General features: G+C 68.7%; 19 protein-coding genes. 13 read left to right on the top strand and 6 right to left on the bottom strand.

The features are described from left to right. Positions 1-398 precede the first annotated feature (398 nt). The 3 genes from ACZ6O2_RS34710 to ACZ6O2_RS34700 all read left to right on the top strand — a co-directional run bounded on the left by ACZ6O2_RS34710 (position 399) and on the right by ACZ6O2_RS34700 (position 3242). Complete coding sequence (locus ACZ6O2_RS34710; protein WP_466025954.1) at positions 399-1196, top strand: hypothetical protein; 798 nt, start codon at positions 399-401, stop codon at positions 1194-1196. A 167-nt stretch (positions 1197-1363) separates the two neighbouring features. Then, positions 1364-2290 carry a hypothetical protein gene (locus tag ACZ6O2_RS34705; RefSeq protein WP_466025953.1) on the top strand — a complete coding sequence of 309 codons (927 nt, stop codon included), beginning with the start codon at positions 1364-1366 and terminating at the stop codon, positions 2288-2290. A 109-nt stretch (positions 2291-2399) separates the two neighbouring features. Continuing rightward, on the top strand, positions 2400-3242 hold the full coding sequence (locus tag ACZ6O2_RS34700) for a pPIWI-associating nuclease domain-containing protein (protein WP_466025952.1): 843 nt from the start codon (positions 2400-2402) through the stop codon (positions 3240-3242). Between the two features lie 255 nt (positions 3243-3497). Here the strand turns inward: ACZ6O2_RS34700 and ACZ6O2_RS34695 are convergent, their stop codons facing one another. Beyond that, positions 3498-3647 (bottom strand): hypothetical protein, encoded by a 150-nt coding sequence (locus tag ACZ6O2_RS34695; protein WP_466025951.1) that lies wholly within the window; start codon positions 3645-3647, stop codon positions 3498-3500. A 340-nt stretch (positions 3648-3987) separates the two neighbouring features. Further along, the gene (locus ACZ6O2_RS34690; protein WP_466025950.1) at positions 3988-4935 is read right to left on the bottom strand and encodes a DUF6745 domain-containing protein; all 948 of its coding nucleotides are present in this window, start codon (positions 4933-4935) and stop codon (positions 3988-3990) included. Positions 4936-5387: 452 nt separating this feature from the next. On the opposite strand from ACZ6O2_RS34690, the gene ACZ6O2_RS34685 reads away from it, so the two are divergent. From ACZ6O2_RS34685 to ACZ6O2_RS34675, 3 genes are all read left to right on the top strand, one after another. Next, entirely contained in the window at positions 5388-5594 is a 207-nt protein-coding gene (locus ACZ6O2_RS34685; protein WP_466025949.1) for a hypothetical protein, read from the top strand. Positions 5595-5687: 93 nt separating this feature from the next. After that, positions 5688-7547, top strand: coding sequence for an Hsp70 family protein (locus tag ACZ6O2_RS34680; protein ID WP_466025948.1), 1860 nt, complete (start codon positions 5688-5690; stop codon positions 7545-7547). A gap of 48 nt (positions 7548-7595) precedes the next feature. Next, on the top strand, positions 7596-9680 hold the full coding sequence (locus tag ACZ6O2_RS34675) for a hypothetical protein (protein WP_466025947.1): 2085 nt from the start codon (positions 7596-7598) through the stop codon (positions 9678-9680). A 374-nt stretch (positions 9681-10054) separates the two neighbouring features. On the opposite strand, the gene ACZ6O2_RS34670 is transcribed toward ACZ6O2_RS34675, so the two are convergent. Beyond that, entirely contained in the window at positions 10055-11158 is a 1104-nt protein-coding gene (locus ACZ6O2_RS34670; protein ID WP_466025946.1) for an NADAR family protein, read from the bottom strand. 292 nt (positions 11159-11450) lie between these two features. Here ACZ6O2_RS34670 and ACZ6O2_RS34665 point away from each other — a divergent pair, with 292 nt between their 5' ends. The 5 genes from ACZ6O2_RS34665 to ACZ6O2_RS34645 all read left to right on the top strand — a co-directional run bounded on the left by ACZ6O2_RS34665 (position 11451) and on the right by ACZ6O2_RS34645 (position 15578). After that, entirely contained in the window at positions 11451-12377 is a 927-nt protein-coding gene (locus ACZ6O2_RS34665; protein WP_466025945.1) for a tetratricopeptide repeat protein, read from the top strand. 219 nt (positions 12378-12596) lie between these two features. Next, complete coding sequence (locus ACZ6O2_RS34660; RefSeq protein WP_466025944.1) at positions 12597-13328, top strand: carbon-nitrogen hydrolase family protein; 732 nt, start codon at positions 12597-12599, stop codon at positions 13326-13328. Between the two features lie 100 nt (positions 13329-13428). Further along, entirely contained in the window at positions 13429-13815 is a 387-nt protein-coding gene (locus ACZ6O2_RS34655) for a hypothetical protein (protein WP_111132304.1), read from the top strand. A gap of 170 nt (positions 13816-13985) precedes the next feature. Further along, entirely contained in the window at positions 13986-14840 is an 855-nt protein-coding gene (locus tag ACZ6O2_RS34650) for a phosphotransferase (RefSeq protein WP_466025943.1), read from the top strand. Positions 14841-15011: 171 nt separating this feature from the next. Beyond that, positions 15012-15578, top strand: a complete 567-nt coding sequence (locus ACZ6O2_RS34645; RefSeq protein WP_466025942.1) for a hypothetical protein — start codon at positions 15012-15014, stop codon at positions 15576-15578. A 218-nt stretch (positions 15579-15796) separates the two neighbouring features. On the opposite strand, the gene ACZ6O2_RS34640 is transcribed toward ACZ6O2_RS34645, so the two are convergent. Further along, positions 15797-16885 carry a hypothetical protein gene (locus ACZ6O2_RS34640; RefSeq protein ID WP_466025941.1) on the bottom strand — a complete coding sequence of 363 codons (1089 nt, stop codon included), beginning with the start codon at positions 16883-16885 and terminating at the stop codon, positions 15797-15799. A 209-nt stretch (positions 16886-17094) separates the two neighbouring features. Here ACZ6O2_RS34640 and ACZ6O2_RS34635 point away from each other — a divergent pair, with 209 nt between their 5' ends. Next, positions 17095-17523 (top strand): Imm32 family immunity protein, encoded by a 429-nt coding sequence (locus ACZ6O2_RS34635; protein WP_466025940.1) that lies wholly within the window; start codon positions 17095-17097, stop codon positions 17521-17523. A 364-nt stretch (positions 17524-17887) separates the two neighbouring features. Continuing rightward, entirely contained in the window at positions 17888-18691 is an 804-nt protein-coding gene (locus ACZ6O2_RS34630) for an alpha/beta fold hydrolase (RefSeq protein ID WP_466025939.1), read from the top strand. A 174-nt stretch (positions 18692-18865) separates the two neighbouring features. On the opposite strand, the gene ACZ6O2_RS34625 is transcribed toward ACZ6O2_RS34630, so the two are convergent. Beyond that, on the bottom strand, positions 18866-19417 hold the full coding sequence (locus tag ACZ6O2_RS34625) for a Fic family protein (protein ID WP_466025938.1): 552 nt from the start codon (positions 19415-19417) through the stop codon (positions 18866-18868). 73 nt (positions 19418-19490) lie between these two features. Beyond that, positions 19491-20654, bottom strand: coding sequence for a hypothetical protein (locus ACZ6O2_RS34620; protein ID WP_466025937.1), 1164 nt, complete (start codon positions 20652-20654; stop codon positions 19491-19493). Positions 20655-20782 lie beyond the last annotated feature (128 nt).

Here is a 20782-nt window from a genome sequence, read left to right as displayed (position 1 = left end):
AGCACGATGCCTTCGAGAGTGCCCTTCAGCATCTCTGTCATCTGGCTGCCCATGCCATCTCCCTCACTACTGAGCGACGCTTACTACCGGTAGACGGTAACACTAAGTACCAGTAGATAGCAACGCTGAATACCGAGGGATTTCAGAGCGAGCCACTCGGCACGGTGACCGCCCGCTGCCGGTCCTCCGACACGGGCGCCGCCCTCAGTTCTCGCACTGGCCCAACTCCATGCCCGGCACGCCGAACTCGCAGCCGGTCTGGCCGCCCAGCCGACCCCCCACCGGCACCCGGCACCATCGCCCTTGTTCGCGACTACCTCACCACGATCATGGAAACCGAACCCGCGAACCTGAGGTACGGCTGACGTAATTCGTGTGACGAAAGTCGGGGTGGGGTCATGGCCAGGAAGCGTGACCAGGCCGCGTGGCTGTCCCAGCTGCTCACCGAGTGGGCGGGCGCGCCGGTCGTGGTGGCGTGGGAGTCCGACGGTGTCGGACGGGGTGACTGGTGGGCGCGGTGGTCAGACGGCCCGGCGGCCGTGACCCTGCGGACGCAGGCCCAGACGTACGCGGCGCACCTGCGGCCGCTGGACGTGGCCGCGCTGCGGTGGGGTCGCGCCTACACGCCGCGGGCGTGGGCCCTGGCACTGCTCACGCTGGCCGAGACGCAGCCGGAGATCACCGACTGGCACGAGCTGCTCGGCACCGCGGAGGCGTGGCTGGACGACGCCGACTGGCCCGACCGGGCCGTTGACGATGCGCACGCCCAGGCAGACGCCCTCGTGGCCGCTGGCGCCGGCCGGGAGGCCGAGATGGCGCGTGTCGCCCTCACCACCCGGCAGGCCCTACCCGGTGTGACGAAAGCCGGTGACGAAATCGACGACTTCGAGGACGTCGGTGGCGGCAAGTCCGCGATCGTCGGGACCGTCCTAGAACCCGGCGACCCCGTATATGACGGCTTGATCGGCCAGCCCAGCCTCGATCAATACCGCAATCCGGTCACCTACGTAGACGACCACCCTCTCGACCGGCCGCGAACCTGCGGCTGCGGGTGCGGCGGAGTCGTCGCCGGCGCCCGGCAGTTCCTCCCCGGCCACGACCAGCGTGCAATCCACGAGCGGATCGCTGAGCAGTGGGGTAACACCATGGGCTTCATCCGCTGGTTCGACGCCACCTATCGCCAACCTGCCGAGTAAATACAGAGCTGATCCCCGGCCGGCGGTCGCCGTGTCATCGGCGACCGCACTCCGCCCTGCGCGAACGCGGGCGGCTGCGGCGACCGGCCGGGCGCAGTCTTAACGCACTCTTGGCGACGCGTTGACGCCCTCGCGGCTATCAGCCTGGGAGCGGCTACCGTGCCGGCATGACCACCGATGTGCCGCCCCTGCCCGCCCCGCTGGCCGCTCTCGCCGGACCGCGCGAGCAGGTCGTCAACGAGCACATGTTCCGGCTGCCGCCCGAGGCGCGCTGGCGTACGACGTTCCGGTTGCAGCTGTTCACCGCGGCCGGCCTGCGTCCCGTCGCGATCGCCACGCAGATGTCGTCCGCCGGCGAGGGCCGTTTGCTGGCCAACGCGGCCGAGGAGCGCGCGGCGGTGGTGTGGCGGCAGTACTGCCCCGACGAACCGGAACCGCCGGTCTGGATGGAAGTCATGGTCACCGACGATGAGAGCAGCTTGCCGAGCCGCGGTCCGCAGCTGGTGACCTTCACCGCGGACCGGGCCGAGCACACCCTGCACGGTCCTGAGTGGCTGTCGGTGTCGCCGGCCGACATCGACGCGCTCGTCGGCCGGCCCGTCGACCTGACCCGGGGCAGCGGCTTCATCGCGCCCGAGATCGAGCCGGACCCTGAATCGACGTACGCGGCCCGGCTCGTGGTCTGGCTGCCACGTCCCACCCCGTTTCGCGAGGACGGCTGTATGGCGGCCGGGGTGCCGTGGTGGCGTCGCTTCGGCCGCCAGCTCGTGCCGCGCCGCCGCGGCCGGGACTGCTGCTGGTACCACGGCGGCGACTGGCAGAAGGTGACGCGGCTGGCCATCTGGCTGGCCGAGCAAGCCAAGGCCGACGGCCTCTCCTTTGACGACACCATGTCGTACGTGCTCGACCACCCGGACGCGCGGCGCCTCACCGAATGGGAGCGCGAGGCCTTGGACTCGCTGCTGGTCGACACAATCCGCCCGTACGCGCCGTGGCCACGCCGCGAGGGCTACAACAACGGCCAGCACCGCGCGCAAGCGATGCTCGACGCCGGCGTGCGCCGTGTCCTCGTCGAGCGCTACAACGACCAGTGAACGCCGACGCGCCCACCGAACTGACCTGCGTTTCTGTCGGACCCCAGGCGTATTCTCGCGCGCGGAGGTTGATATGCCACGAAAGGTCACGCCGGCCCAGTACAACCGCATGGTCAACGAGCACAACCGCAAGGTGAAGCGGGCCGTCGACACTTACAACCGCGAGGTCACGGACTACAACCGCAAGCTCAAGCGCGCCGTCGACGAGCACAACCGCGAGGTTCGCGCGTACAACGCCCGCGTGCGCGCCAACCGGCAGCGGCTCAACGCCGAGATCGCACGGGTCAACCGGCAACGCTCGGCGACCCGCTACGTCACGGTGCAGACCTCCACCATCGCGCTGCATACCGCGTACTCCCACGTCGACGAACAGTCCGAGGGCTGGAACGCGCGCGGGCAGGAACTGGCCGACCTGGCGGAAGCCGAGACGGCCAACAGCGCCCAGCTCGCCAACACTCTTCTAGACGGCACGGCCGCCGATGCCGAGCAGATCGAGGGAACCTCGCTCACCGACGAGCTGTCGTCTCTGTCGCTCGACCTGCACAACCGTTGGGAGGGCGCCCGGTTCGCGATCAACCCGCGCAATCCCGACGCGGCGCGGCACTTCTGCACCAGCGCCCGCGAGGTCGTGGTGAAGCTGATCGACATGAACGCTCCCGACGCCGCGGTGCTGCAGGCCAAGCCAGACTGCGCGCGGGGACCAGACGGCAAGGCTGTGGCGCGGCGCGAGAAGATCGGTTACCTGCTCGATCTCAACGGCGCCGGCTACGAAACCCTGGGCGACTTCGTCGAGCAAGACGTCAACGACGTGTTGAACCTGTTCTCCCAGTTCAACAAGGGCACGCACGGGACCGCCGGCAACTTCGACATCCCCGCCCTGCGCGCGATCAAGCACCGCGTGGAGAACTCCATCCGGTTCCTGTCCACGCTGGTCCGAGGCGCTAACCAGTAACACTCGAAGCTGCCGGCCATGACGCCGAGCCATCACCACGGAGATCAACGCGATGACGCCATCAGGCCGGGGGTGCTGCCAGGCATTGCCAACCGGATTGGCAGCACTTGGCCACACCGCAGTGGTTGACACGGGGCCGGCGGGTGTCTGTTCGCGCGGACAGGTTATCGGACAGGTCTGTCCGCCTGTCCCGGACAGGTGGCAGACAGGCCGCTGCTGGCGTTCAGGGCGCCGCGGTGGTAGCGGCCGGGCGGGTCAGGACGGGAGCTGGGTGCGCAGCGCGGTGAGCCGGTCGGCGAGGGTGGGGATCTGCTCGCGGTCGGCGTAGGTGAGCAGATCGCCCGGCCCGGCACTGCGGGCGGTCGTCGTCGGGCCTGCTGCTGGTCGGCGTCGCAGCGCACCCACCAAATCTCGGCGACCCGCTGGGCGGCGACCCGCTCGGCGAGCAGATCGACCAGACGCACCCGGCGGCCGGCTCGTCGTCACGCTCGTCGGTGGCGACCAGCCCACACCGGGTCGGTGATCGCGGCCGCCGGCGCCCGCACCAACCCGCACGCGGCGATCACCAGGCTTTCGGCGATGGCGACCTCCCGGCGGGCCCGGCCGTAGCCGGCCCACCGCAGGAATGGGGGCTGAGGCGGGAGCCCAGATCGGTGCAGAGGACCTCGGACATCCGTGCAGACGACTACGGACATCGACAGTTCGGGCCGGCCTGAACTATCCCGGACGCCTGCTCACTTCAAGATCAAGGAGTCACGTCTCCGTGCCGTGCCCTCAGATGCTTGCCATCGAGCCATTCGACGGCCGGCATCTCATCGCAATGTAGGCGTCCCTGGGCATCGAGTCGGAGGGCTGTCGGTCGCTCACTCATGACGGCGACATCGCCGAACGGCCACCACGGACCGGAGGAGAGCGCGACGGCCCTGCATCCCTCCCAGCCGGAATCAGGGGCGGTCCCCAGTACAGACCGGTACGTGTCGATGGCGGCGAGGACCACCGGGTCGGGGTAGTAGAACCAGGCGGCGTCGAAGTACATGTCGTTGATCTCCGGCAGGCTGTACCGGACGACGGCCCGTCCTTCGTCGTCCCGGTCGACGAACCCGTGATCGTCGTCCCAGTACCAGGCGGCGCGCATGGCGTAAGCGCCGGTGATCGGGCGGCCGATGGCACCCCAGATAGGGCCAAGGACGGAGTCGTATGTCTGCCGAACGGCGCCCAGTATGGGTTGCAGCGCCGCTCGTTCGCCCGCAGTGACGGGTGAGCATCGGTAGGGGCGTTCCATCAGGTTGTACCGCTCGTCCATGCCGTCATAACGCTGCTCGCCGTAGTAGCCCTCCCATTCGAAGAATGAGTGGAAGCCGCTGAAGGCCCTTACCCGGTCAACGTCGTTGACCTGATCCCACAGTGGTGCGCGTGCCACCGACAGGGACCTGTTCAGAACTTTCCGGCGTACCACGTCGACCAGCGGGGTGTGGCCGTCGTCGATGAGTCGACGCACGTGATCGAGGGCGGCCCAGGGGGACAGGCCCCAGATGAAGCGTGACGGCGCCGGGAGGGCGGCAGCGCGGTAGGCGTCACGGGCCGCAGCCTCAGCGCGGCTGCGGTCAGCGGGACCGGTCGCCAACGCGGCGTTTCTCCAGGTCTGGACGACGTCGTGAGCGGCGGGCGGGATGGGTGTGGTCGATGGTTCCACGTCTTATCCAATACACGTCGGGTCCCCGCAGCAAAGGCGGGGAGATCATCGATGAGATGGGGTGCTGGCGGATTCCGGGCAGCGACATCGCAGCGGCCCAGCCAAGGCCTTCGCTGACCCTCAGGAGGGCGCCACCGCGTCGGTGCGGCGAGGGAATCTGCTGCGGGGAGCAGCCCGCCGGACCGCAGCGAGCCGCGCGTGCGTGCGGGGCGGGCCGAGGGACGATCGGATGCCACGATGGCGCCAGGTTGCCCAAGTCCATGAGCGTGGTGTCCAAGGGCCAGCCTCGATGCACCGACGCTGGTGGGAGGAACCGAATGGAGCCGTGGTCCTCGAGCAGGTCGATCAGAGGCTGACCCGGGTGCACCAGAGCATGGCGAGCCCGCTACCGGTACATCTACCTCGCGTACCTGGCCGCAAGCAGCGGTGCCCCGCGCGCCGGTGAGATCACCATGAACGCCGAGCCCGACGACAGGTCTGTCCTGCGTGCCGGGACCGACGATCGCGGTCTGCACCTGACGGGCGACGACGAACGGGCCCTGTTCGTCGAGCATCTACAGCGGCCGTACTGCCGCGATCGCCATCCGAGCATGGCGGACTGGGAGACAGCCCAGCACGCGGATTACCTAGAGGAAGCCGAGTGGCGGTATGGCCGGTGACGTGCTGACCGATGCCAGGACACGCCCACCGCGTGATGGCGGTGCGTGATTCACGGGTGACGCCACGATCATCTTCGTGTTTGACTGGGGTCTATGCAGGCGGGGGAGGCGCGGCTGGCGATCGACTGTGGCAGTGCCAGCACCACAGGGGTACTGGCGTGGCCTAACGGCTCGTGGTCGCCGCTGACGTTCGACGGGGAACCGGCGTTATCCAGCGCGGTGTTCCTGTCTGAAGACGGAAACGTGATCACCGGGCAGCGCGCCTGGCAGGCGGCCGTGGCGCAGCCGGAGCGGTTCATCCCGGCACCGCGACGTTCCAGCGAGCAGCAGGTCACCGTGGCGGGCGGCGAGGTTGAACCGCTGGAACTGGTCGCAGCGACGTTGCGGCATGTGGCCGAGCAGGCGCAGAGAGCTGCGGGCACCGCTGTGAAGGATGTGCGGCTGGTGGTGCCAGCCGGGTGGGGACCGCGCCGACGCACATGGCTGCGGCAGGCGGCCCATCGCGCGGGTTTGCCGCAGCCGCGTCTGATGGAAGCGCCGGTAGCCGTGGCGGCCCACCTCGTGTCCTCAGGTGTCCAATTGCCAGTCGGGTCGTACATCGTCGTGTGCGATGTAGGCGGCGGCGCCGAGGTGAGTGTGCTGCGGCGCGGGCCGGCCGGGTTCGAAGTCCTCGCCACTCTCTCCGACCCGTCCGCAGGTGGACTCGCCGTCGATGAAGCCTTGACGGGCATGCTCGCCGATGCTGAGCCGGACGCGGCGGCACCGGATGGTGCGCGGTGGGCGTTGGTGGCCAGCGTCCGCGCCGCGAAACACGCCTTGGCTGCGCATCCCGCGGTGACGGTGCCGCTGCCCGGCGGCCCGGCCGTCGTAGTAAACGGGACACTGCTGGAGCAAGCCGCCTGGCCGGTCGCGGAACGCGTCGCACACCTGACCATCGAGGCGATCGCCGCAGCAGAGGTGGAGGTGGCCGATGTCGCCGGCCTCTACTGCGTCGGCGGTATGGCCGCCATGCCGGTCGTGGAGAAAGTCTTGACCCAACGGGTCGGTATGGCGCCAACGGTCGTCGCTGATCCGGTGCTCGCCGCCGTGCGTGGTGCGGCTGACGCGGGCGCGGCGAGCGTCGTGGGTGAGACGGAAGCGGAAGAGTCGCCAGTGCCGCCCGTGCGGCGGGCGGTGGCCATCGCGGTTCCCGGGTTCGCCTCCCTCGCTCTGGTAGCGCAGTTCCTGCTCACCGCCGAATGGAACGGCGCGTACCTGTACCGATGGGCGTTGCTGAACTGGGGTGAGCTGGCGATGGCGGCGGTATTCGCGCTGATCGCCGCCCTCGGCGCGGGCACGGTGATCGCGTCCGCGCTCGCCGCCCGCCCCGGCGAGGCACCCATGTCTGCTGGTGCGCAGGTCGGCACGGGCATCCTGGCGTCGATGTCGTTCGGGATGGCGATCGCCGGCCTGTACGCGGTAGTGGGCAGCGTCTACATCGGCGCGGAGGTGGGTCCATTCCTGCGGTGGGCGTTGCTGCCGATCACCCCGGTGGTCGTGGTGGCCGCGCTGATGGCCGTCGTCGCCGCCCGACAGTGGCGCACACCCCGGGGCGGCTGGTCGCAGCTACTAGCGTTCCCGACCGGGTCGGTGGTGACCGCCGCAGCGGGCATGGCGCTGATCCAATACTCGCTGACCGCAGACCGGTGGCCGCACCTCGTGCTGTGGATCGACATCGCCGGCCGGGTCGGCGGCCTGCTCCTCGGTATCGGGGTGGTGATGGCGGTGGTGTCCACACCGCTACTGCGCCTGATCCTCGCCGCTCCGCTCGGGGTGATCAGCGCGGCGATCGTCAGCCAGGCCGCATCCGGAATCCTCGGGACCATCTACGCCGCCGCAGTCGCGATGTGGTGGACCCGGCAGATATGGACGCGCCTCGTCCGCCCCGCCCGACCACTGACACACCAACCATGACCACCACCGCACCCCACGCGGTGACGCCGCATCGTAGGGGTGGCTGACATGCGCTGGCCACGGCAACTCGCCCACCTGCTGGCCCTCGTCCTGCTCCTGGTCATGCCGCCGGTGGTGCTTGTGCAGGTCGTCGGATGGCCGGCAGACGATTGGCCGGGCATGCGCCAGTGGGTAGCGCAGCCGCTGACCGCACAGACCCTGGCCATCGCCTTGACCGCAGGAGCGTGGCTGGTGTGGCTGATGCTCGCCGCCACTGTCACCATCCGAGCCGTCGGGCGGGTGAAGGCGGGAGCCCGGTGGCTGCGTAGGATCCCGCTACCCACTCCGCTGCAAGCCACCGCCACCGGCATGGCCGGCGCCGCCGCGCTCGGGGCCGGCGCGCACACCGGCGCCACCGCTGCTGCCCCGGAGCATCCCTTGCCCGTAGCCGCCGGAACCGCCGACCACATCCCCGACGCCAACGCCGTCGCGTACCAAGGCGACATGCTGGACACCGGTGACGCGGACGGGGTGAGCCTGTCGGGCGGCTGGCTGCCCCGGGACATCGCCGAGCAGGTCGCCGTCGCCGCCGGACTGGTGTGGCTGCGCCGCCGGCGCGCCTACCAACCCCACCCACCCGGCGGCGCACGCGACAACACCGACCTCGCGCCGCTGCCCGCGACAGTCACCGCCGTTCAAGCCGGTCTCGCCAGCGCGTCGACCGGAACTCCGGCAGCCCCCGCCGTCACCGGCGACACTTCTGCCCGTCTCTCGGGCCCGCTCGTTCATCTGCCGACCGGCACCATCGCGTTTACCGGCCCAGGTGCCCTGGCCGCTCTCCGCGGGCTCCTGGTCATCGCCGTCCTGACCGGTTTACGGCACCCGCCCGCGACGCCGCTGGCGATCACCCGTGCCGCCCTGACCATGCTGCTCGGACCCGCCGGCCACGGCTGGACGCAGATGCCGGGCGTGCGCGTGCTGGACACCGTCGACGGTGCCGCATCCCTGCTCACCCCAGCCATGAACGAGGCCGACCGCCTGCCCCTGGGGCAAGGCGGCGCGGACATCCCGAGTCGCGGAGAACGTCCGCTGCTGATCCTTGAGGCCACATCTGATCTCGGCGAGTTACGGGAGGCGCTGACGGCGAGAGCTGGCACCGCAGTCGTGCTCAACCCCGCAGATGCTGACGTGACTTGGCACGTCGACGAGGCGGGGCACACCCACACCCGGCACAATCTCGCACAGCCGGGGACCCGCCTGTGCGTGCTCGACCCGGTAGCGGCCACCGACCTGCTCACCGTGATCACGCAGGCGTACCCCCCACCAGACCCATGCCCCGAACCGGTCGCGGCGCCCCAGCCGCCGCGCATCCCCCGGCAGGCAGCCGGCAGAGCCGCGGTCAGGCACCCATCCGCGACCGACACCGCAGCAGGGAGCAGGCTCGTCCTGCGCATCCTGGGCGAGCCGAGCCTGCTCATCGACGGGACACCGCTGCAGATCCGGCGCAGCGCCGCCCTGCAGATCCTGGTCTTCCTCGCCGTGCACCAAGCTGGGGCCAGCAGTCAGCAGCTCGTCGAGGCGATCTGGCCAGGCCTGCCCGCACATCGGCTCACCGGCCGCCTCTACACCACCCTCAGCGACCTGCGATCCACCATCAGAGCCGCCTGCGACCTGGCCGTCATCGACCACACCGACAACCGCTACCGCCTCCACCCCGCCCACCTCGACGTCGACCTGTGGCGTCTGCGTGCCCTCGCCGCGTACGCCGCCACCGTCGTCACCGACCCGATCACCGCCTGGCGGGCGGTCATCGACGCCTACACCGGCGACCTCGCCGCCAACCACCCTTGGCCATGGCTCCACCCAGCCCGGGAAGCGGCCCGCCGGCACGCCTTGGACGCCTACGCCGCTCTGGCCGCCGCCGAACCCGATCCCCGACGCGCCCTCGACCTCATCCAGGCCGGCATCCGTGTCGACCCCTACAACCAGGCCCTGCACCAGCAGGCGATCAGCATCCTCACCGCGCTGGGCCAGCACGACACCAGTGCCGAGTTGGCTGCCGCCTACACCCGGCGTCTCACCGCGGCAGGGCTCCTACCGACAGGCACCCACGACCGTCTCGCCGCGCGGTCTGCCCAGTCGACTCACCTTTGACGTGACCCGCGATGAGCACCGGGGCTGACTGAGCCGCACGTTGGTTGCCACCGAGGAAAGCCGGGTTCGCCATACCGGACTGCCCATGGGCTGCAACCCTGCGGGGCGGGCGGCCCATGGTCTGGGCCGCCCGCAGCAAGCAGCTGAGTGGCTGTGACAGCTGAGGTCGGCTCCACAGGGACACGGGCCATGACTGGTCCACCATTAGGTCGGTTATTCTCGTGTTGGTGACTCTCTGTCATGCATCGATGTGCAGTGGCGACATGTTTTCTGGGTTGCGAACGCTCGCGTCGTGGCATGTGCGTGCGTCGCTCAGTCCTGCCGGGTCTAACGAGCGCCGACGTCAGCGGCCGATACGGAAACGCGCTCACCCTCTACGGGAGGAAGCCGGCTCGTTGAGCCACAATCTCTGACCGCACAAGCTCCAGGAGACGACCCAGCCAGTTGCGGCCTTTCGTACCGCCGCTCCAGTAGGCCGAGCTGATGTTGTAGTCGATGCGGCCATCGCCGGTCCCAAGGAGCACGTCTGCGAGTTCTGGGTGTTGATTGAACTTGGCGCGTAGGATGGTGTGCATCGCGGTGAGACGAAGGTGGGGCCAGTCCTGCCTAATCGGCGCTCGTCCGACGGCGCGCTCGACGCTAAGGGCTGTCGTGGTGCGGCGGATCGCCGCGCGAGCGGTCTCGTCGGTGGTGGCCATCGCCCAGTAGGCATGCACGGCGCTGGCGTAGGTGTCGCCGCCAATCTCGATCGTGGCCGGGTACTCGTTACGCAGGCACTCGATGCCCGGCTCCGTGGGCCAATTCCCCGGGATCGACGCGAGTTTCACCGTTGGATTCTGTGCCTGGTCCGGGCCGTCGACGGGGTGGTTGTCATGCCAGTCTTTGACCGACCGGTCGCACTCGGCGAAGTACTCGTGCGCCTGGGCGTGCATCGACTCGGTCACGAGCTCGTCGTAGGTGGTGCGCTCGCCGATCGGAGTGCACAGCACGCGAAGCGGCCAGTCCTTGGCGTCCATGTCACCCAACGCGTAGTGCCGCAGGTGGGCGGGGACGGCCAAGTATGCAGCCAGTAGCGCCCGCCGATCAGCCTCCGTTCGGTTCTCAAGGTAACGGTCCAAGGCTTGCAGACAGCGGCCGGTGGAGTCAGGTCGGCCATTGAGTTGGTCGACCTCGTCGGCAACTTCCCCAAGAAGCTCCTCGCCTGTCAGCCACATCTGCGGTTCGTCGAAGCGCCAGCTTGCAAGATGGTGAGCTGACGCCTGCGCACCTGGCTTGAGATGCGTGGCTACCCATCCGCTCTTCAACTTCTCGCGCAGCCCGTCGAGGTCGACCCAGTCCCAGCAGTTGATCGCACCGTCCGCGAAGACCAGCAGGTCAGTCAGGAAGTAAGTCGGACCGTTACGAATGAAGATCGGCCGCCACGTGCCCTCGATCTGCTCGCCGTCGACGATCCGATAGGTCCTTCTGCTCAGCGCCATCGGCGCAGTGTAGGGGGCTATCGAACCCGGTGCGCCTAGTGGAGTGACTAACCGATCTCAGCAATCGGTGTGATTGGGTGCCCGAAGGCTTGTGACCCAGCGTGACGCCCGGGTCGGCGACAAATGAGTGCACCCGATTATCGTCGTTAGACGGCTGCAGCCGTCGCGACAGTGCCGAGCTTCTGGCCGTAGCCGCTCTGCGCAGCGCTCGCCTGGCCCGGGCATGCACCGCCCATTTGGCGGTGTACGGACCTCGTCGCCCGCGCTGCCGGCCGGCGCTAAAGTGTCGATCGTGTCGACGACGGGAGCGCTCGCCCTCGCCCAGGTGATGGCCCACTGCGGCGGCTCGCCCTCCGCAGCGACGAGCTTCATCGCGCGAGCGGTCGCCGCCGATCCGCGCGATCCGAAGCCGTACTCCGCGCTGGAGAACCTGCGGCGCGAGCTGCCCGCCGAGGTCACGGCCGTCGTCGCGGCGGCAAACACGATCGGACCGATGCTAGCCCGTGCCTACTTGTCCTTTGTGGACGGTGACATGGACGAGGCCGCGATGTCGCTCGGCGCGGTCACCGGCTACCAGCCCGACGTCCCGTGGGCGTCCGCGCCATGGTTCGGCGACGAGCGATTCCTCAATGCGGTAACCCCGGCCGCCGTCGCTGAGGCCACGATGCGTATCCGCGATTACGACCGTGACCTCGACACTGATGCTGTCCGCGACTGCCTGGCCCCGTGGTTCCGGGCGATCGATGCGGTCTGCGAGCGCCATGCGGACCCTGACGCGATGGCCCGCATGGCGATCTTGCTGCGCGTGTGCGGCCGCACCGACGCATCGTTCGCCTTGTGCGACCGGGCCGACGCCGTGCGGCGCGTGATGTTCACCGAGGTCGTCCGCGCCGGCACCTGGCGTCACGTCGGCAACCGCGCCGAGGCGGCCGCTGCCTTCCGGCGTGCCCTAGCGCTCGACCCGGCCAACTGGTCGCTGTACCTCGACCTGGCCGATCTGGCCGCCGAGGAAGGCGACTTCGCCGAGGCCGCCGCGCAGGCCACTCGCGGCGAGGAACTCGAGCCGGACGACGTCACGATGCGGGCGGCCGCCGCCGCATACCGTGCCCGCTCGACGGGATCGGCCGCCGACCTGGACACGCTCACCGAACTGGCGCCGCAGGTGCCCGAACCGTACCGCCGGGCGCTCATCGACTACGCCCACGCTCGCGGCACCTAGGACATCTCACCGTCTCGATGTTCGCGAGTCCGACGCCGCCTCAAATGCCACGCCTCTGGTTGCCTGCCTCGCCCGTCCGTTTACCCACGGTGACGAGGCGTAGGAGACCGGCGCGCACGGTCGGCGGCAGATCCGTGCACCGGATCTTCGGGCCAGACCGGCTATTTTCTGATCTGATGCGCACCCAGCTCTCTCGCGGCTAGCGGGTAGGTTGGCGCGGTGCGGATCGGTGCCTGCCAGACCCGGGAGATCCTTGGTGACGTGGACGCGGCGGTGACGGTCATCCAGGACTGCGCGGGCCAAGCTGACGCGGCGGGGGTTGAACTGCTGCTGTTCCCGGAGTGCTTCCTGCAGGGCTATCTGGTCACGGGCCAGCATGTGCATCGCCACGCATTCGACGTGTGTTCGATGGAGTTCGCTGCGGTGTTGGCACGGTTGGCCGGCATTCGGCAGATGCTCGTGCTCGGGATGATCGAGCGGTGGCGGGGCCGGTACTACAACACGGCGCTGGTCGTCACGGGCGGTCGAGTGGAAGGCGGGTATCGCAAGACCTTCCTGACCGGCGGAGAGTCGGTGTTCACCGCGGGCGACGCCTACCCGGTGTTCACCCATGCCGGTGTGCGATTCGGCATCAACATCTGCTACGACACGCAGTTCCCGCAAGCAGCGGCCTCGGTGGCAGCGGGTGGGGCGCAGGTGTTGCTGGTGCCGGCGCAGAACATGATGCGCCGCGAGAAGGCACTCTGGTGGCAGGCTCGGCACAACGAGATCCGCGCGCGACGGGTCCAGGAGACGGGCATGTGGCTGATCTCCGCCGACGTCACCGGCGAGCGTGACGAGTCCCGGATCGGGCTGGGTCCGACCTGCGTCATTGACCCGGGCGGCCAAGTGGTGGCGCACGTCCGCACGGGGACGACCGGAATGGCCACCATCGAGATCGACCCGCCGTAAGTCGTCCACCACCGACTTCGCTCCACTCGGCTCGCGGCATGAGCGAACGTCCAGGGGGCGGCGATAGACTTGTCCTGCCCGTTCACCGATCATGAACCTCATGGAGGACCAGCAGGCGCCGCAGTCGGCCGAGGGTGAGGCGAAGGTCATCACGCTCTGCGGCTCGACCAAGTTTGAGGCTGAGTTCGCGGAGGTCAACCAGCGGCTCACGATGGAAGGTTGCGTCGTGATCAGCCTCGGAATGTTCAGCCTCCCCGATCTGCCGGACTACGACTGGACAGTCGACAGCTCGGACCTGAAGGGGCGGCTTGGCGGCGTGCACTTCCAAAAGATTCGCATGGCTGACGAGGTGTACATCGTGGATCCGGGCGGCTACTTAGGTGAGTCAACCCGACGGGAGATTGCCTACGCGGAGTCGCTCGGCAAGCCGGTTCGGTATCTGAGTCGCGAGCGCTTGGCGCGAACGGGAGACGGCCCCCAAGAGTGAGTCCGACCGGGCGGTCCGCTCATCGGCAGATCCGCATGCTGAGCCACGACGAAGAGCACTACGGTGCGTGACGGCACGCCGCCTGTCGTCACGCACGATCGGCGGACGTCCGGCGCGGTCGCCACCTACTGTTCGACGGGTCCGGTCGTTCACCTCATAGGATCCCCGCTGTGACTTCTGCGTTAGGAAACCTCTCTCTGCAGCAGCGGGCACTGGTGGACCAGTGGCTTCCGGGCGCGACCGTCGAGCGGGACCACAGCTGGGGCTTGGTGGAGACCGCTGTCCTCGAGATGACCCATGCCGGGTCACGATTCATCGTCAAAGCTGGCGGCGACGACGACCATCACATCGAGCGGGAGCTCCACGCCCATCTCAACTGGTTGCGTCCGTGGACCAGCAGGGGCCGCGCGCCGACTCTGGTGCATGGCAGCGCGGACGCGAAGCTCCTCGTCACCCGGTACCTGCCCGGCGAGTTGGTGCTCGGCAGCAAGCACGCCGACGACCCCTCCACCTATCGGCAGGCAGGCGAGCTGCTGGCCTTGTTGCACGCCCAGACTGTCGTCACGGACGACGACTACGAAAGGCGCGAGAACGAGAAGTCACTGGCGTGGCTCAGCCAACCACACCGGATCGCTGCGACCACCGTGGAGCGACTACGAGCCGAGATCGCCGCCTGGCCGACGCCGCCCGCGACCCTCGTACCCACCCACGGGGACTGGCAGCCCCGGAACTGGCTCGTCCACGACGACGTCGTGTGCGTCATCGACTTCGGCCGTGCGGCGATGCGTCCCGCATCCACGGACTTCGCCCGGCTGGCCGCCCAGGACTTCCGCCGCAACCCGAACCTCGAGGCAGCCTTTCTCGACGGGTACAGGAGCGATCCCCGCGAGGCGGACGAGTGGCACCGCAACCGAGTCCGCGAGGCGATCGGCACCGCAGCCTGGGCCTACCGAGTAGGCGACGAGTCGTTCGAAGCCCAAGGCCACCGAATGATCGCCGAGGCGCTCTCGTCCTCCCCGGTCTGACGGAGCGAGGAAGCGAGGCGGTGAGCCCGTCCGACACCCGCAACTCGGCAAGTCCGGACGTCGGCTCCATTCGCTTGACATGACGCTCCGTAACGCGCGGATCGCGGCAGATGCGGATGCCGGATCATGGCTTGTCCGTCGGCGTTGACGCCGTCCGACAATAATGGCGAGATGCTTGCGACCAACGCCTGGTGGAACGCGATAGACCCGCAGTTGCTGAAGCAGATAGACGAGTTGCTGTGCACGGGCCGACTGATCCAGGCGGTCGTCCTCCTGCGCCAGGAAGGCGGACTGCAACCGCCGCCCGGCCTGTACGAGGCGCAGGATCTGCTGATCGAGCGACGCGTCGAGCTGGACCGGCAAGGTCTCGTTGAGCCCGAGCCACCGCCACCGACGACCGCGCAGCTGATCGAGAAGGCCGACGCCATCACCGCACCAATCCTCGCCGTCGAAGCCTTTTGGGACGGCGACACACAGGGCTGGTGCGTCGACTTGGTGGCGATCGTGAGCCGACCGGGCCGAAACCGCGATCACTTCGATGAAGTGCCGTTGACGGTGCTACGACACGGCGGCGACATCCGCCTGTTCAACGGACGGGTACCGCCCTGGCCGGAGGCACAACAGGCGATCGAGCAGGGCCAGGCTGTCGCGCGACATGTCGGCGTGCCGTTCCACTTCACTAACCCGGAAGCGCCGGACGTCGACCTGCCGCGCTGGTGGGACACACAACCCACCTGACGAGCACAGCACCTTCGGCCATCACCGGGGATCCGAGATACCGGCGGGACCATGCACGCTCATCGGCAGATCAGTTCGCCAAGGTCCGTGGCGGTCGTCACGCCGCGTAGCGCGCGGATCGCGGCAGATGTGCGCACTTGGTCTTGGGTAGGCCGCCGACCAGCGGTACGTGCCGTCCGCCGCAGGAGGGGTGCGCTCGGCCGGAGCGATTTTGCTGGCTAGCCGTTGAAGTGTTCCCAGTCGAGGCGAGAGCGTAGGGGCCGCAGGGCTGAGCGTTGCCGGCTGCCGACGCTCAGCCAGATACCACTCTCGCCGTGATCGGCGGCCATGGCGACCAGTCCGGGAGCCACCCAATGGCGCGTCGGGTCGCCAGGTACCCGCATCGGCTGCAGCGGAACGGGAACCAGATCCTCGACGAACCGGTCCAGCGACTTCGTGGTGACCGTGGCGAAGCCGGTGAACGGTGAGGTGCTCACCGCTTCGTTGAGGGCGAACTGGAGCAGGAATCCGCTGAGGCGTTCCCGCTCGCGCAGCCGCTCCGGGCCGCCGTCGTACCAAACGACCGGGTCGTCGTCGGTGGGGTCGATCAACGCCTCCCAGACGCCCTGATTCTCGGCCGCGAAGACCACGAGTGGCTCGTCTTCGAGGTACTCGATCTCGTCGAGTGGCTCGATGGAGTCCTGCCGGCCGAGGATCGCCTCGCGGCCGGCGGCGATGTCGTGGAAGGCCAGCAACGGGGGCGGAAGTTTCATAGCCGCGTGGTGGGGCGTGGCTGGCATCACCGGCACATCGGCGTACCAAGCGGTCAGAAACGACCGCAGTGCCCGGGTCAGGTCCTGCGGCACATCGTCCAGCCAGTCGATGCCGGGTACCGGCAGCTTCGGCGTCGGCCGTACCTTGTCCAGCAGTTCGGGTGGAAGCCGCTGACCCCAGGTCAGCTCAGCGAACGTAAGTGACCCCTCTTCCCCCGTGGACAGGTCCATTCCGCGGTAGATGCTGTGGGCTTGGTAAAGCTCACCGAGAGCCAGGCAGCCGTCGGCCATCTTGACGAAGCCCAGAAGCGGCTGATTGGACTTGTTCTTCGAACTCATCCACTGAGTCGCCTCGCCGGGCAAAGGCTCCCGCAGCACAAGTGTGTTCGCGTTGTCGACAGCGTTGCCGTGGGGCCGGTCTCCGGCGTCGACGATCACGACCAGGGCGTCGGTCCCGTAAGCGAAGGTGACGCCATCACCATGCGCAACCTCGGCGTTCGGGCCGGCGGCATCCACCGCCGCCCGCTCCGGGACAACCGACCATCCCTCGATCACCGGGCGAGTATAGGAGCCCGGATCGAGTCGCGTAGTTGATCATGACTCGGTAAGCGTCGCCCGGCAGCGACGTCAACTCGACATGAACAGCCGGCTCGCACTGGACGCGCGACGGAAACTACTCAGCGCGGCAGAGCAAGTAGATATACGGACAGTGACGAGCGTAGACGGTCGGCGCCCACCTTGTCGGCGGCAGATCCGGACGGCGGATGAGGAACGGCGAGTTGAGGGAGAATGCGCCGATGGATGATCACCGGGGCTGCCGTCTTTCCGTCAGCGAGGGCGAGCTGGAGCTTGCCGGCCCGCCGGCTGCCCTCCGTGCCCTCAGCCGGCTGCTACGGCAACATGCTGGGCACTTCGAGGTAGCGATCACGGGCGGGGTCGTCGCCCAAGAGGAGACCGCCGGCCCACTGCTTGTCAGTCTGCAGGGCGAGACCACGCTGCACTTCTCCGGTGGCCACGAGTATCTCGACATCATCTGGAATGCACTCGATGGTGTGGCCGAGCAAGCCGAGACCGCCGATGACCGGGCAGTCCAACGCCATCAGCACATCGAGTACTTTCCTGGGGACGACTACGGGTCGCCAGCCTCTGTTCCATTGATCATCGTGGCCGACTGGCCAGACGTTCCGCAGTAGACAACGCACTGATCTCGGCAGTTTCGACCGGCGGCCGACCGGGGTTGCGTCACGCTACGCGACGCACGGATCGCGGCAGATGAGGATGGCGGCGCGGCGGTGACGGGAGCGGTTGCTGCTGCGGATCAGCCGGTCAGGCACGCGCACGCTCGATGGCACGGATTTCGCCGTGGGAACCCCCTTGTCGGCTATGAGCGGGGTCGCCAGCGCCAAGGAGGCTCACGCGCTGTGACGACCGCCGGCGGCCGGCGCACCTACGGCGGCATGTGAGTGCGCTTCGGCATTGCCCACACTGCACAATACGGCGACTATGCCTATGCGCTGTACTGGGTCAGTTGTCTAGCGGGGAGACGATATGGATCTTGTGCTGCCGGACGGCCGGGTCCTGGGCTGGGCGGAGTACGGCGATCCGGCCGGGCCGCCGGTGGTGTTCCTGCACGGCACGCCGGGCTCTCGGATCAGCCGCCCGGACGACACGGCGTTGGCGGGCGTCCGCCTGATCACCGTGGACCGGCCCGGGTACGGTCGGTCCACACCTGTCCGACAGCCAACGCTCCTCGGCGTCGCTGACGACGTCGGTACGCTGATGAGCTCTCTGCGGATCGAGCGCTTCGGCCTGATCGGGTTCTCTGGTGGCGCGCCGTACGCCGTGGCCTGTGGGGCCCGGTTCCCGCATCGACTGACCGGGGTGGTCGCCGCAGGCTTCACCGGCCCTTATCGGGAACTGCGCACGGTGCGTGGCTGGCAGCGGTTTCAGGCGTGGGCCCTGCGGACCGTTCCGGGGTTCGGGCGCCGCTACGTGACCCGCGCCGCCGCATGGTACGCCGAGGATCCGCTCAAGCAGCACCGGCAACTGCTTGCCGCGGGCCAGGACCCCTGGATGCGGCCCTACGAGGAGTCCAACCGCGAAGGTGCCCGCCAAGGCGCGGCCGGGCTGGCCGGCGACTGGCTCGCCACCGACATCCGCCCATGGAGGTTCGGCCTACGCGACGTGCCCTGCCGCGTCCTCATCTGGGCCGGTCGACACGACCCCGGCCGAGCCGTTCCCGACGCACCGCTGATCGCCGCACGGATGCCCAACGCCAAGATTCGCATCAGCGAGGACGCAGCCCACACGCCGTCTCCGGCCCACTGGCAAGCGATGCTGACGTGGGTAACGAGCGGCTGAGAACCGGCGCTCCCCAGATGACCGCGGAACCGGAGCGGATTGAAGCACATCCGCTATTCGGCACGACCGAATGCTGGCGCCCGGCGCCGACATCACCCTCGGCGACGATCGCTTCGCGGCCGAAGTGCGCGCTTGACCTTGACCTAGATTCCGCCTGGCATCGTCGATCTTCGCCTACCCGTTCGCCCGCAGCCAGCGGCGATGGGTGGCCGTGGCGATGCCGTGGACCAGCCGGGCCAGGTCCGCTGCTCCCTCGGCGTCGTCGGCGCGGCGCACCGTCGTGAGGATCGGCGCGACCTCGTCGAGTTCGACGCTCTCGCGCAGTAGCACGAACTGGAGCACCAGCCCGGCCAAACGCGCGTTGCCGTCGTCGTACGGGTGGAAGAAGGCGACGTCGAGATAGGCCCGGGCCGCACGGGCCGTCACCGGTGTTTCCCGGTCGGCGGTCTCTGCCAGAGATGAGGCGAACCGGTGCTCGGTGTCGGCGTGCAGCCCGTACCGTTCCCGGCCGTTCTTCGCGTGCGCCGGTGCCCGGCGGAACGCCGCGACCGGGACACCACGGATGATCCGGTTCCAGCGGGCCAGCAGGTCCGAGGTGAGGTCGGCACCCGCGGCGGCTTCGAGCCGCACGTCGTCGTACGCGGTCAGCAACCGGCTCAGCCGTTGCGGGCCATGCCCGGCGGATCCGCAGGCGAAACCGACGAAGCCGTCACGAATCGCCGACACCGGCGCCTTCGGGTGCGGGACGACATCCCGCCAGCCAACGGTATCCCGCAACCGCTGCCACACCGCCAAGTGATCAGGCGTGGTCAACGGCCACCCGCCGGGCCAGGTCCTCGGCCACCGACTCCACGACCGCTCTCGGCGGCTCCACCCAACTGTCGAAGCGGCCGGCGACCGCGTGGTCGAGCAGTTCCTCCCGGCGGATGGACTCGATGCCGGCCGCGTCGAGAAACCAGCCGAGCACGGTTATGCAGCAGCCGTACCAGCCGGACTCGTACTGCGTGCGGTCACCGACCGCAGTCACCAGATGAGCAACCGCGCGCTCCCATCCGTCCAGGTCGCCGAAGGGAAGCGGCAGGAACCGGTCGAACCGCTCCGCCAAATCGTCCAGCCAGTCGCGCCACTCCACCAGAGCCGCGGAGATCGTGGCCGCGGTCGCCCCCGGCGTGGTGACCGAGTGCGAGAAGCAGCACCAGGAGCCAACCGGGCCACCATCCAAGTCGCCCTCGCCGACCGACCAGCGCCAACCCACCGCCCACCGCCCGTACCGGTCGACAAGCCCGGCCGACACGTTCTCCAGCCACAGGTCTCTGAGACGCCAGTCGGCCTCCGGTGACGGGAGTTCGAACGCCGCGAGCAGATCGCCCACCACCGCCCGAACTGTGTCCGGATCGAAGATCCGATCCGGGGGATCGGTGTCCGCCCAGCTCAACCGACTCGGATGGGGCAGACGGCGGTCCTGGGGCGCCGTGTAGATGGTGATCCGGCCATTGCCCTGAACAACCCGCCAGGCCGGCGGCTCGCCCGTACCGTCCGCTGCCGCCGCGGCCGCCTCCGCGAAGCGGCCGCGCGCACCGGTGGCGAGTTCAACCAGCAGTTCATGCCAGGCCACCACGGCGTCAGCGAGGCGGGTCAGCGTCTCATCCGGTGTCGTCACCGGAGGACGTTCCGCCCGCCAGACTGGGATGACCCCGCGGTCCTGGTAGTCCTCCAACGCGACGGTGTACCACCAGCCCACCACCCAGTCGCCCAGGTGGTCGACCAGCGCCTCCGTCATCCGGTCGTACCAGAACTCGATGAGCCGCCAGTCGGAGCCGGCCGGCGGGACCTCGGCGGCCGACGGCAGCACCCGCACCAGCTCCGCGACACCGGCCGGGTCGAACGCGGGCCGCGCGGCGGGATCGACGTCTCTCCAGGGGAGTCGCCAAAGCTCGGGAAGATTGACTCGATCAGTTGTCACACTCGGCCTTCCGTACGGCAGCCGGCCAGCCTAACCTCGGCCCTTCGTTGAGGGCTGTCCAAGGAGTGGACTGAAAACGAAGAAGTGCCTTCTGATCAGGGAAAATAGGGCTTGTCGAGAGTCCTGTT

Source organism: Micromonospora sp. NPDC048040 (genome assembly GCF_055587185.1).
This window is presented reverse-complemented; position numbering and strand designations above follow the sequence as displayed.